Raw genomic sequence first — 13,229 nt, forward strand, 5'->3', positions numbered from 1 at the left:
TTTAAGCCTGTTCCAACGAGGTTTCTACACGGTTGGCCGGGATCTTCTTCTCGGCTACCAGGCGAGCGTGCTGCTCGGCTTCGATGCGTTCGATCGTTTCGACCGGCACCATGTAGCCTTGATCATCACGGGCAGCGTGAATGATGAAGTAACCGATAGTGCCCACCAGGCTCGCGATTGCCAGCCACCAGATGTGCCAGATCATCGCGAAACCGAACACGGTCAACAGCGCACCCATCACCACGCCAGTGGCGGTGTTGTTTGGCATGTGGATCGGCTCGTAGTGCTTGGGCTTCTGGTACGCAGTACCGTCTTCCTTGGCTTCGGTGAACGCATCAATGGTGTTCGCAGTAGGGATCACGGCGAAGTTGTAGAACGGTGGTGGCGACGAGGTCGACCATTCCAGGGTGTGGCCGTTCCATGGGTCGCCGGATTCGCACATGTTCTGCTTGCGATCACGCACGCTGACATACAGCTGGATCAGCTGGCAGGCGATGCCCACAGCGATCATCACCGCACCGAACATGGCAACGTACAGGTACGGTACCCACTCAGGGTTGGTGGTGGCGTTCAGACGACGGGTCATGCCCATGAAGCCCAGTGCATAGAGCGGCATGAACGCGACGAAGAAGCCCGAGATCCAGAACCAGAACGCAGCCTTGCCCCAACCTTCGTGCAGCTTGAAGCCGAACGCTTTCGGGAAGTAGAAGCTGAAACCAGCGATGTAGCCGAATACCGCACCACCGATGATCACGTTGTGGAAGTGAGCGATCACGAACAGGCTGTTGTGCAGCACGAAGTCAGCACCCGGGATGGCCAGCAGTACGCCGGTCATGCCGCCGATGGCGAAGGTCACCATGAAGCCCAGGGTCCACAGAACCTGGCTGGTCATGCGCAGACGACCGTGGTAGATGGTGAACAGCCAGTTGAATAGCTTCACCCCCGTCGGGATGGAAATCAGCATCGTCGCCAGGCCGAAGAAGGCGTTGACGCTGGCCCCCGAACCCATGGTGAAGAAGTGGTGCAGCCATACCATGAAGCCCAGTACGGAGATTGCGCCCGAGGCGTAGACCATCGAGTGGTGACCGAACAGGCGCTTGCCGGTAAAGGTCGAGATCACTTCGGAGAAGATACCGAACGCCGGCAGGATCAGGATGTACACCTCAGGGTGACCCCATGCCCAGAACAGGTTCACGTACATCATTGGATTGCCACCAAGTTCATTGGTGAAAATGTGGAAATCCAGGTAACGGTCAAGCGACAGCAGCGCCATGGTAGCGGCCAGGATCGGGAACGAAGCCACGATCAGCACGTTTGCCCAGGTGCAGGTCCAGGTGAAGATCGGCATGTCCATCAGTTTCATGCCAGGGGCGCGCATTTTCAGGACGGTGGCCAGGAAGTTGACCCCCGTCAATGTCGTCCCGAGCCCTGATAACTGTAGCGCCCAGATGTAGTAGTCCACACCCACGCCCGGACTGTATTGCAAGCCCGACAATGGCGGATACGCAACCCAACCGGTCTTGGCGAATTCGCCGACGCCCAGGGAAACGTTGATCAGCACCACGCCGGACACCAGCAGCCAGAAGCTCAGGGAGTTCAGGAACGGGTAGGCAACGTCACGCGCACCAATCTGCAGCGGCAAGGCAAGGTTCATCAAGCCGGTGAAGAATGGCATCGCCATGAAGATGATCATGATCACACCGTGAGCGGTGAAGATCTGGTCATAGTGTTCAGGTGGCAGGTAGCCAGGCGAACCCTCGGTGGCCATGGCCAACTGGGTACGCATCATGATGGCGTCGGCAAAACCACGCAGCAGCATGACCATGGCAACGATGACGTACATGACGCCGATTTTCTTGTGGTCGACCGAGGTCAACCACTCGGTCCACAAGTAGGACCACTTCTTGAAATAGGTGATACCCGCAACCAGCGCCAAACCACCCAGCGCGATCATGGCGATAGTCACCATTACGATCGGCTCGTGGAATGGGACCGCGTCCCAACTTAATTTACCAAACATCGTTTACTCCTCTGCCCCAGCAGTTGAATGCGCGCCCGTATCAGAACCTTCAACCACGGCCACTTCTTTCTTCTCGTGCTTGACCGGCTTGCCTGGCTTCATACCTTCGTACTTGTCGACGATTTTCTGAAACAGGTCCGGCTCATACGCGGAGTACAAGGCGACAGGGTTGTTCTGGCTCGGTTTGGTCAGAGCATCGTATTCAGCTTGATCAAGCTGTTTAGGTGCGGCCTTGACTGCAGCTACCCAGGCGTCGAAATCTTCCTGGCTTGTCGAGATCGCTTTGAATTTCATGCCGGTGAAGCCAGCGCCGCTGTAGTTGGCGGAGATGCCTTCCATTTCAGCTTTCTGGTTGGCGATCAGGTGCAGGCGGGTCTGCATGCCTGCCATCGCGTAGATCTGGCCACCCAGTGCTGGGATGAAGAACGAGTTCATCACGGCGTCGGAGGTGATCCGGAAATTAAGCGGGGTGTGCTCCGGGAAGCGGATCTCGTTGACAGTGGCGATACCCAGGTCCGGGTAGATGAACAGCCACTTCCAATCCAGCGCGACCACTTGGATGTTCACAGGCTTGACGTCGGACTCCAGCGGACGGTACGGGTCCAGCGCGTGGGTCGACTTATAGGTGATGTAACCCAGGGCGATGATGATGAGGATCGGAACCAGCCACACCGCGATCTCGATCTTGGTGGAGTGCGACCACTTCGGCGCGTAGGTAGCGCTGGTGTTGGACGCGCGGTATTTCCAGGCGAAGGCGAAGGTCATCACGATCACAGGCACCACAACCAGCAGCATCAGCAGGGTAGCGGTGATGATCAGGTTTCGTTCATCCAGACCGACCTGTCCTTTTGGGTCGAGCAAGGTCCACTTGCAGCCTCCCAGCATTAACATCATGCCAAGCAGCGGCAAAAAGCCTAGTAATCGGGGGTACCTGTTTTTACTCATCTCACGACCTCTAAAGCAGCTTGCGCAATGCAGTTGGGTTTTGATCGCCAACACTTCACCCTGCCAAGGGTTGGCATTTCTCTTCGATTGAATAAGAGCCTGCCCGACACGTCATGACTGTACGTTTCACGGACCTGCAGTGAGTTCTTATTCGATTTCGTGGCTAAAGGCCTTGTTACAGACCAATTCCATTTGGTGCGGATAGTTGAAAGGCTGCCGGAACCTGGGGTCGCATTGAGCCTTCCATCTGCTCCTCGACCGCTCCAATGCTCAAATATTGAACAGCACCGGACATTCAGTGCGGGCGATTGTAGTTAGCTAGCGATGTATAAACCATGTCTTATAAAGAAATAATTTTTATCGATTCCAGCAACAATCCTTCACCAAAGTTGCAAAGATTCGCGATCTTATCGTGTTCGATTCTCAACAAAAACCACAAAAATTGCCGTGTTATTGGGCACAGTGCCACTTCCCTTACGGCTTGTAAGGGCATGCGGATGCCGTCCAAGTCCCCATAAAACAAGGCATTCATAGAGGCAGCAGGGGTTGGAGCCGCACACAAATCGGGCCACTGCACGAACCACGAACTGACAGCACAATTTGTGCGCCGGGTGCAAATTAAAGGGCCGATTTGGCGGGTCAGAAACGTCCTGCGACAGCGTCCGTGTGACAACATGTCGCACGCTGCGCGCACCTTCCGTTGCCCCTCGTCACGGTGCTTTCACAAATCCCTACAAACAAAAACGCTCCGGCCTTCATTCAGAAGGAACGGAGCGTTTGGCAACCGCAGTGACTCAGGCTTTGGGGTGACGGTTGCGATAGATGCACAGGGGCACCAGGATCGCCGTCAGCACGAAAGCCACCAGCGCCCATTGGGCCAGGGACAGGCCGAGGATCGGTGGGTAGGGGGTGCTGCAGAAGCCGTCGACCTGGAAGCCCAGGGGAAACACCTTGGCCAGGGGCAGGTCGTCGACGATCGGCTGCAACACATCGATGCCGCAGCTGACCTGGGGGAAAAACTGGGTGTACACATGGTGGCCGGCCGCAGCCACGCCACCCAAGGCGCTGAGCACCACCCACCCTTCAAAGAACGTCAGCGCGCCCTTGGTGCGCATGGCGGCGCCGATGAACGCGAAGAGCGCAATCAGCAGCAAGGCGTAGCGCTGCAGAATGCACAGCGGGCACGGCGCTTCGCCCAGCACCACTTGCATGTACAGCGCCCCGCCAATCAGCGCCAGGCAGATGATGCCCAGCAACACCAGAAAGCGCCGCTCCCTGCCTAAACGCATGTCGTCAATCATCCCCGTCTTTCCCTTTCTCTGATTATGGTTGTGCCTGATGGCAACGAGTTTACACACAGGCAGTGGTTAAAACAGAGGGGGGTTAACAGCGGATTAATCGTGGCAAATGTAATGATCGTGCGGCCGCCATCGCGGGCAAGCCCGGCTTGTATGCTAGGACTTGAAGGGAGGAGAAGGGACAAAGCCCGATTCTGACTGTTGACGCAGTACAGACCGTGGGAGATTTCGCCCCTCCTCCTTTCACCCAAGCGCCGATAAAGAATGCATCTGGCTATGACCGACGATAGGAACAAGCCTGCGCCTCTGGGTGAGCCCTTCAAGTGCTCAAAACCTTAGCCCGGAGGAAGCCCCATGGCAATGCCAGTTTCTGTCTCAAAGCCAATCGTAGGCGTCGATGTCGCTAAGAATGAACTGGTGATTTATCACGCTGAAGTCGATTTGTTAGAAACAATCCCAAACACCAAAGCCGCTATCAAAAAATGGCTGAAGGCCTTGTCCTGCAAAGTGGCCATCGCAATTGAAGCCACCAATATCTACCACTTGGAGTTTGCTGATCTAGCTCATGAAGCTGGTTGCGTGGTTTACATGGTTGGAGGTTATGAGCTCAAGCATTACCGCGAAAGCGTGAAGATCCGGGCCAAGACCGATGCTTTGGATGCCAAGTTGCTCGTCCGCTATTTGAGAAAGGAGGCAGACGAACTGCGTCCCTGGACACCTCCATCACCGCTGTATCGCCATCTTCTAAGCCTGTTTCGTCGGCGCGCAGCCTTGGTTCAGGCGCGCGTCAGCCTGACGCAAAGCTGGGCGAACGAGCCGCTTCTTAAGGCCTCGTTTGCCGAGCAGGTGAAGTCGATGCAGAGACTGGAAGGGTTAATCGAAAAAATGATCAGTGACTGCCTGAAAGAAGCAGGTTTACTGGGTCAGTTGAAGCGTTGCTTGAAAGTCGAAGGTATCGGTTTTTTGACTGGCGCGCGTTTGATTGCCACCTTCCAACGGGGAGAGTTCAGGAATTCGGACGCGTTTATCGCCTTTCTTGGTATGGATTTGCGCGTCAACAAGTCAGGACAGAAGGATGGTCGTCGTAGTTTAAGTAAGCGCGGCGACTCAGAAGCTCGGCGCCTGCTGCATAACGCAGCGATGGCGGCTAGCCGAACAGAGACATGGAAAGCGTTTTATCAAGCACAGAGGGCGCGAGGCTATAGCACCACACAGGCGTTGGTAATACTGGCCCGCAAGCTTGCTAGGGTGGTGTTCGCTCTGCTGAAAGGGCAAAGCGAATATCAGCCAAAAGTTGGTTGAGGGTTGCCCCTCAACCATAGAATCTCCCACATTGGAATGCAATCCTCTGTGGGAGCCGGGCTTGCCCGCGATGATGCCGATACGGTCAATTGGCCAAATTCTATTCCAACGCCGCCGCCGGGCCAAAGAACTCATAGCGCGCCTGCTTCTCCGGCACACCCAGCGCTTTGAGATGACGCTTGACCGCCGCCATGAAACCCTTGGGGCCCAAGAAGTAGGCATCAATATCACGCTGCTCAGGCAACCAGGCTGCCAGTTGCTCCTGGTTGAGCATCCCGACCTGGTCTGCCGCCGGGCTGATACCGTCATCCTCGGCATAGCAGTAGAAACGCTTGAGCTGCGGATGCTGGGCCGCCAGCGTGTCCACCCAATCACGGAACGCATGCACCCCGCCGTTACGGGCGCAATGGATGAAGTGCACCGGGCGTTCGGTTGCCAGGGCGGCTTCGAGCATCGGCAGTGTGGGCGTAATGCCTACCCCGCCGCTGATCAACACCAGCGGTTTATCACTGGCGGCCAGGGTGAACTCGCCCGACGGCGGGAACAGGTCAATGGTCGCGCCGACGTGCATCTGGTCGTGCAGGTAATTGGAGACCCGCCCGCCCACTTCGCGCTTGACGCTGATGCGGTACAGCCCGGTGTCGGTGAGGGCCGACAGGGAATAGTTGCGGCGCACTTCTTCGCCATCGAGCACCAGTTTCAGACCGATGTACTGGCCGGGGGCTGCGGCCAGGATCGGGCCGTTGTCCACCGGGGCGAAGTAGAAGGAGATGATCTCGTCGCTCTCCTCCACGCGCTTGACCAGCAGAAACGCCCGCGCACCCCGCCAGCCGCCGGGCGCCTGGGCTTTTTCGTCGTAGATGGCCGCTTCGGCGCCGATCAGAATGTCCGCCAACTGGCCGTAGGCCGCGCCCCAGGCACTCATGACCTCGGGGGTGGCAATCTCGCTGCCCAGCACTTCGGAAATAGCCCGCAGCAGGCAGGCCCCAACGATGGGGTAATGCTCCGGCAGAATCTGCAAGGCCACGTGCTTGTTGATGATCTTGGCCACCAGATCGCCCAGTTGGTCCAACTGGTCGATATGCCGCGCGTACATCAGCACGCCATTGGCCAGGGCGCGAGGCTGGTCACCACTGGCCTGGTGGGCCTGGTTGAACAGCGGACGGACTTCGGGATACTCGGACAGCATCATGCGGTAAAAATGGGTGATCAGTGCTTCACCGCCGCTTTCCAGCAGGGGCACAGTGGATTTAACAATGGCACGGTCTTGGGCACTCAGCATGGGAGACTCCTCGGTCTTTTTACTCATTACCCTTAGGTAGTCAGTATTCGTGCCAACTAATAAACCCATGTTTTTCAATAGTTTAAACATTATGTAGTCAGTATGACCTCCTACGCTTTATAGTCATATCGACTACAAGGAGTCATTATGACTGCAAAACCGCTGCTCACCGCCCTGCTGCCGCTGGTCGCCGATCTGTCCCGGGAACTGCCCGAAGGCGAGCGCTACCGCCGCCTGCTGCAAACCATGCGCGCCCTGTTGCCCTGCGATGCCGCCGCGCTGCTGCGGCTGGATGGCGAGTGGCTGGTGCCGCTGGCGGTGGATGGCTTGAGCCCTGACACATTGGGCCGACGTTTCAAGATCAGCGAACACCCGCGCTTTGAAATACTGCTGAGTAGCCCCGGCCCTACCCGCTTCGACAGCGACAGCCAATTGCCCGACCCCTATGACGGCCTGGTCGCCGGTTTACACGGCCACCTCGAAGTCCACGACTGCATGGGCTGCCCGCTGTTTATCGACGACCAGCCGTGGGGCCTGCTGACCCTTGACGCTCTCGACAACGAGCGCTTTGAACGGGTCGAACTGGACGCGCTGCAGGCCTTCGCCAGCCTCGCCGCGGCCACGGTCAATGTGGCTGAACGCATTGAGCGCCTGGCGCTGCGGGCCGAAGACGAGCACCAGCGCGCCGAAATCTATCGCCAGGCCAGCGGCCAGCAGCACAAGGAAATGATCGGCCAGAGCAAGGCGCATAAACGGCTGGTCGAGGAAATCAAGCTGGTAGGCGGCAGCGACCTGACCGTGCTGATCACCGGCGAAACCGGGGTCGGCAAGGAGCTGGTGGCCCAGGCGATCCATGCCGCGTCATCGCGTGCCGACAAGCCGATGATCAGCCTCAATTGCGCCGCACTGCCGGAAACCCTGGTAGAAAGCGAGCTGTTCGGCCATGTACGCGGCGCTTTCACCGGAGCGCTGAATGAGCGCCGAGGCAAGTTTGAACTGGCCAACGGCGGCACGTTGTTCCTGGACGAAGTCGGTGAACTGTCATTGAGCGTACAGGCCAAGCTGCTGCGCGTGCTGCAAAGCGGCCAGTTGCAGCGCCTGGGTTCGGACAAGGAACACCAGGTGGACGTGCGCCTGATTGCCGCCACCAACCGCGACCTTGCCGAAGAAGTGCGCAATGGCCGCTACCGTGCCGATTTTTACCACCGCCTGAGCGTGTACCCGCTGCAAGTGCCGGCACTGCGTGAACGCGGGCGTGATGTGCTGCTGTTGGCTGGCTTCTTCCTTGAACAGAACCGTTCGCGCATGGGCCTGGGCAGCCTGCGCCTGACCGGCGATGCCCAGGCGGCGTTGCTGGCCTACAACTGGCCCGGCAATGTGCGCGAGCTGGAGCACTTGATCGGCCGCAGCGCGTTGAAAGCCCTGGGCAACTGCCGCGAGCGCCCGAAAATTCTCAGCCTGAGCGCCCTGGACCTGGACTTGCCCGACGTGAGTACGGCGGTGGCAGAACAAGCACCGGCCCAAGCCCTGCCCATGGTCAGCGGCGACCTGCGCCAGGCCACCGAGCACTACCAGCGCCAACTCATCAGCGCCTGCCTGGAACGCCATCAGCGCAACTGGGCCAGCGCCGCCCGCGAACTGGGCCTGGACCGCGCCAACCTGGGGCGCATGGCCAAGCGGCTAGGCCTCAAATAAAGCAGGCACCTCCGTTGATCGTTCCCACGCTCCGCGTGGGAATGCCTCACCCGACGCTCCGCGTCATGGCCTCGAGAGCGGACGCGGAGCGTCCCCAGCGGTATTCCCACGCAGAGCGTGGGAACAATCGAGCGCACGGGGTTTACGAAACACCAGCACATTCCCCAGCATCACCAGCACCAGCCCCATCAACGCCGGCGCCGTCCACTGGTAGCCCTCGGCCACGGCCGACACATTCAGCGCCACCACCGGAAACAGCACCGTGCAATACGCCGCCTTCTCCGGGCCCATGCGGCCCACCAGGGTGAGGTAAGCGGTAAAACCAATCACCGAACCCGGGATCACCAGGTACCACAGCGCACCGATATACCGCGCACTCCAGTCCATCTCGAAGGGAATGCCACGCACCGCGCAATAGGTCGCCAGCATCGCCGCCCCATAGGCCATGCCCCAGGCATTGGTGGTCAACGGCTTGAGCCCAGCCTTCTGTTGCAGGCTGGACAACAGGTTGCCCGCCGAGAAGCACAGGGTGCCCAGCAGGGCCAAGCCCAGGCCCAACAGGGTTTGCGGGCTAGCGGTATGCCCAACCAGCTCAGGCCAGAATAAAAAGCCCAGCCCCAGCAACCCAAGCGCCCCGCCCATCAACACGTTACGCGCCACCCGCTGGCCGAAAAACACCCGGGCATTGAGCGCGTTCCACAAGGTCGCCGTGGAGAACACCACGGCCACCAGGCCACTGGGGATCCACTGGCTGGCAGTGAGAAAGCACATGAAGTTGACGCAGAACAGGCACAGCCCTTGGGCCAGGCAGATCAGGTGCCCGCGCCGGTTCATCACCTGCAACTTGCGGCTGAGCAGCAACAGCGCAAACAGCACCAGCGCCGCCAGGCCGAAGCGATAGACAATCGACACGGGAATCGCCACCACGCCCAGCTGCCACTTGAGCGCAATCCAGGTGGTGCCCCAAATCAGCACCGTGAGTAAATACAGGAAGAGGTTCATAGCAGGCTCCGTCGTTTGAGCCACAGTGTTGCCTTCAACCACCCTGAGGTTCTTGCACATTCTTGCGCTTTTGTCGGGCGATGGGCTCACAGCGCCCGCCGCCGGGAGTAGGATGCAAGACGTCGGAGAACACACCATGCCAGAGCTGGAATCGCTGCACGTCTTTCAATCCCTCAACCGCTCGCCTCACGCACGCTTGGAAGCCTGCGCCGAGCTCGGTGACGGTTTGTCTGCGGCCGTGTGGAGCAACCACCACGATGCCCAGGACTACCAGGCGCCCAGCCATCACACTTTGTCCTGTTATATCGGCGGCGGCACGGGCACCTTTCGCCGTGACCGGCCAGGCACCAAGGGCGGCCCCGACAAATTGTGCATACTGCCGGCCGAGCACCAGTCGGCGTGGGTGATCAATGGCGAGATACGCCTGGCCCATGTGTATTTCAGCCCGGAGCAATTTGCCCTCGGCTGCGTCACCTTGCTGGACCGCGAGCCGCGGGAGTTGCAGTTGCGTGAGACGACCTTCCTTGAGGACGCCCGTCAGGCCCGACGCTTTCACCAGTTGATTAGCCTCAACTGGCTCGAACCCGGCGAGCGCCTGCTGACCAGCAGCCTGGCCCATGAACTGCTCAGCCACACCCTGCTCAACCAGGTCGGCGTGCGCGACGGCCTGCGCCTCAAAGGCGGGTTGGCGGCGCACCAACGGCGGCGTTTGGTGGAGTACATCGACCACCATGTTGAAGATCCCATCAGCCTCGGCCAGTTGGCGTCGATGTGCGCGCTGTCGGAATACCATTTCGCCCGGATGTTCCGTCAGAGCTTCGGCGTGCCGCCCCATCAATACCTGCTGGCACGCCGCCTGGCACGCGCGCAAACTTTGCTGCGCAGCGGCTCGCTGCCCTTGGGTGAGGTCGCCTTGAGGTGCGGTTTTTCCAGCGCCAGCCATTTCAACCAACGCTTTCGCCAAGCCATGGGCGCCACCCCGGGTGAATATCGCCAGGCACTGCGCGCCTAGGCCATCAAGCCCAGCGTCTTGGCCTTGGCCACCGCCTGAGTGCGGCGCTCCACCCCGAGTTTGCTGTGGATGCGCCGTGCATGGGTCTTGACGGTGTGCAAGGAGATATACAGGCGGTCGGCGATTTCCAGATTGGAGTTGCCCAGGGCGATCAACTGCAACACTTCGAGTTCGCGCTGGCTCAGAGGGTTTTGCGTCGCACCGGCAGGCGTGACCTGAGGCTCCAGGCCCAGCTCACTCAATAGCCCGGGTGCACGCAAGCGCAGTTCGCGAATCGCCTGCTGTACCTGGCAACGAGCCGCCAGCGCCAGCCCGGCCTGCAATGCACGACGGGCCAACGCCGGGTCACCGAGTTGCCAGGTCACCTCACCCAACACCAGGTGCAGTTCGGTTTCCAGACACAGCATGCCGCGCTGCCGGGAGGTTTCGAGCAAGGCATTGAGCCGTGCGATAGGTTGCTCGGCACAGCCCAGCCTGACCTCGGCCAGCACCAGCAAATACTCCAGACGCGGGATCAGTTCCAGGGTCGCCGGCGGTGCCTGCTTGGCACTGGGCCCACGGAAATGGCGCAACACCCGGCGCACCGCTTGTACCGTCAATTCAGCCCGGCCCTGTTGTAGCCACAGGTGTCCGCTGACCAACAACAACACCGCGCGATACACCGTCTCCGGGACATGGCGCTGCTGCATCAGGCGCTCAGCGTCGCGCAATTGAATGAACGCCTGGGCGTAGTCGCCACGGTTGGCCGCCAACAGCGCCAGGCCGAGATAGCCATATAGCACGCGCTTGTCCTGGCTTTGCAGGCACATGCTCAAGCCGGTCTCGAAACACTCGGCGGCCAGGGTGTCTTGGCCCTGACGCAAGGCCAGATGCCCACATCGCAGGACAATACGCCCCACCAACGGCCCGGCGGTGAGCCGTTGCCCGGCCAACATCGCTTGCACCGTTTCCAACAGGCTTTGTGCCCGGTACGGCGCGCCACGCTGTTCCAACAACTGGGCGTGATCCAACTCCAGCAGGGCCTCCAATACCAGCGAACCGTGGGCCCGGGCCAGGCATAGCGCTTCACGGTTCAAGCGTTGGGCGGCCTCCAACTCACCGCGCAGCAAGGCTTGCTGGGTCAGGCCCGACAGGCACATCAGCCGTGATGTCCAGGCGCTGTCAGGCAGCGCTTGCAGGGCTTCGAGAAAGTGCTCACGGGAGCGCTCGGCATCACCGCTCAAATGCAGCAACCACCCCCACTGCGCCTGCCAACGCGCCAGCAGGTAGCGCTGCGCGGCGGCCGTCGGTTGCGGGGCGAACCGGGCCAGTTGGTCGATGCACAAGGCGGCCTGTTCGAAGCGCCCGGCAAACAACAACGCGGCCGTAAGCAGCCCCACCAACTGCGCCGAACCCAACATCAACTCATCGCCATGCTGTTCATGCAGGCGCAACAGCAGCAGGGCATTTTGCTGGCGAAACAGATCCTCAAAACTGAAATACTGCAACAGGCTCACCGCCACTTCGTATTCCTGCGCCAGCAACGCCTGCTCGAACGCGGCCTGCCAGTCACCCTCGGCGCTGAACCATTGGCACGCGCGTCGGTGCCAGGAGCGTTTGGCCGGCCAGGGCTCATCGCGCAGCAGTCGCGCCAACGGTGGGAAAACGTGGAGCCAGTCGCTCGTGTCTTCCCAGGGCTGGATAAACGCACCCAGTGCCTGCAACTCGCGCAAATGCTCAGCGCCGTCACCACCACCGAACAAGTACTCACACAGGTTCAGGTTGAAACGCGGCAGATGGGCCAACACCCGCCAGACCTCAGCCAATGGTGCCGACAAGGTGTTGAACAGCTCATGCTGCAGGTAATCGAGCAGGGTCTTGTCGGGGTGGCCGTCGCCCAACAAGGCGATACGCACACCGGCGCACCAACCGGCGCTGAACTGCATCAGGCTGTCGACGGTATGCCCCGGGGCGAGCAGTTGCTCGACTTCCTCAGCGCTGAAAAACAACTCGCTGCACTCCAGCAACTCATCGTCGAGCAACAGGCGTGGCCAATTGCACAACGGGCGCCGTCGCGCGCCCAGCCACCAGGTCAACTGCGGGCTGCCAGCGGCGAGCAAACGGTCCAGCAGCGCATCCAGCTCAGGCGCAGGTGAGCGACAGAAATCATCCAGAAACAACCACGTGGTGTGTGGCCAACGGCCCAAGTCGAGCAATAACGTGGCTTCATCCACAAACGGCAAGCCAAGCTGCTGCGCCAGCCGTGCGCAGAATTCCAAGGGGCTGAGCGCGGCACCGTTGAGTGGCATCCACACCACCTGACACCCCTTCGGCGCCTGCAACGCACACTCGGCGAGCAACGCGCTCTTGCCACTGCCACCCGGCGCGCACAGCAACCTTACCCGCGCCTGCGCCGTCAGCAGCGGCACAGTCAGCCGCGCACGCAACACATGGTGGGCGGACAGCCGTGGCATAAATCCAGAACGGTCCAGGCAGCGGGTCATGGCGGTCATTGCTGCATCCTGCTGTTTTTATTGTTGCGTCACCCTAGACCTGTGGTTGGCGGTTGTTGAAGAAGTATTCAGCGGGTTGATTGAAGACCATAAAAACCAAGGTATACGTCCTTCAGTGTGGGAGCTGGCTTGCCTGCGATGGCGGTGCAACAGCAATCGATGAGCGGCCTGGCCCACCGCT

At 60.0% G+C, this 13,229-nt stretch carries 9 protein-coding genes; 3 read left to right on the forward strand and 6 right to left on the reverse strand.

Features of this window, described 5'->3' with window-relative positions; genetic code table 11:
- Nucleotide 1 precedes the first annotated feature (1 nt).
- The 3 genes from cyoB to AB9N64_RS12685 form a co-directional block, all read right to left on the reverse strand.
- The gene (gene cyoB / locus AB9N64_RS12675; RefSeq protein ID WP_003194053.1) at nucleotides 2-2,020 is read right to left on the reverse strand and encodes a cytochrome o ubiquinol oxidase subunit I; all 2,019 of its coding nucleotides are present in this window, start codon (nucleotides 2,018-2,020) and stop codon (nucleotides 2-4) included.
- 3 nt (nucleotides 2,021-2,023) lie between these two features.
- Nucleotides 2,024-2,965 carry a ubiquinol oxidase subunit II gene (gene cyoA, locus AB9N64_RS12680; protein ID WP_003194054.1) on the reverse strand — a complete coding sequence of 314 codons (942 nt, stop codon included), beginning with the start codon at nucleotides 2,963-2,965 and terminating at the stop codon, nucleotides 2,024-2,026.
- Between the two features lie 794 nt (nucleotides 2,966-3,759).
- Nucleotides 3,760-4,266 (reverse strand): disulfide bond formation protein B, encoded by a 507-nt coding sequence (locus tag AB9N64_RS12685; protein ID WP_014719865.1) that lies wholly within the window; start codon nucleotides 4,264-4,266, stop codon nucleotides 3,760-3,762.
- A 357-nt stretch (nucleotides 4,267-4,623) separates the two neighbouring features.
- On the opposite strand from AB9N64_RS12685, the gene AB9N64_RS12690 reads away from it, so the two are divergent.
- Nucleotides 4,624-5,565 carry a transposase gene (locus tag AB9N64_RS12690; RefSeq protein ID WP_172832683.1) on the forward strand — a complete coding sequence of 314 codons (942 nt, stop codon included), beginning with the start codon at nucleotides 4,624-4,626 and terminating at the stop codon, nucleotides 5,563-5,565.
- A gap of 100 nt (nucleotides 5,566-5,665) precedes the next feature.
- Here AB9N64_RS12690 and hmpA read toward each other — a convergent pair whose 3' ends face one another.
- Nucleotides 5,666-6,847 (reverse strand): NO-inducible flavohemoprotein, encoded by a 1,182-nt coding sequence (hmpA, locus tag AB9N64_RS12695; RefSeq protein WP_014719866.1) that lies wholly within the window; start codon nucleotides 6,845-6,847, stop codon nucleotides 5,666-5,668.
- Nucleotides 6,848-6,994: 147 nt separating this feature from the next.
- Here hmpA and norR point away from each other — a divergent pair, with 147 nt between their 5' ends.
- Nucleotides 6,995-8,542 (forward strand): nitric oxide reductase transcriptional regulator NorR, encoded by a 1,548-nt coding sequence (gene norR, locus AB9N64_RS12700; RefSeq protein ID WP_032902541.1) that lies wholly within the window; start codon nucleotides 6,995-6,997, stop codon nucleotides 8,540-8,542.
- 63 nt (nucleotides 8,543-8,605) lie between these two features.
- Here norR and AB9N64_RS12705 read toward each other — a convergent pair whose 3' ends face one another.
- Nucleotides 8,606-9,544 carry a DMT family transporter gene (locus AB9N64_RS12705; RefSeq protein WP_058410980.1) on the reverse strand — a complete coding sequence of 313 codons (939 nt, stop codon included), beginning with the start codon at nucleotides 9,542-9,544 and terminating at the stop codon, nucleotides 8,606-8,608.
- Nucleotides 9,545-9,680: 136 nt separating this feature from the next.
- Here AB9N64_RS12705 and AB9N64_RS12710 point away from each other — a divergent pair, with 136 nt between their 5' ends.
- Nucleotides 9,681-10,556, forward strand: coding sequence for a helix-turn-helix domain-containing protein (locus AB9N64_RS12710; protein ID WP_060768063.1), 876 nt, complete (start codon nucleotides 9,681-9,683; stop codon nucleotides 10,554-10,556).
- On the opposite strand, the gene AB9N64_RS12715 is transcribed toward AB9N64_RS12710, so the two are convergent.
- Nucleotides 10,553-13,048 (reverse strand): LuxR C-terminal-related transcriptional regulator, encoded by a 2,496-nt coding sequence (locus AB9N64_RS12715; protein WP_371360331.1) that lies wholly within the window; start codon nucleotides 13,046-13,048, stop codon nucleotides 10,553-10,555. The two genes, AB9N64_RS12710 and AB9N64_RS12715, sit on opposite strands and share 4 nt — an antisense overlap.
- Between the last annotated feature and the right edge of the window lie 181 nt (nucleotides 13,049-13,229).

Source organism: Pseudomonas sp. KT_2_4, from assembly GCF_041410225.1.
GTDB classification, from domain to species: domain Bacteria; phylum Pseudomonadota; class Gammaproteobacteria; order Pseudomonadales; family Pseudomonadaceae; genus Aquipseudomonas; species Aquipseudomonas paracarnis.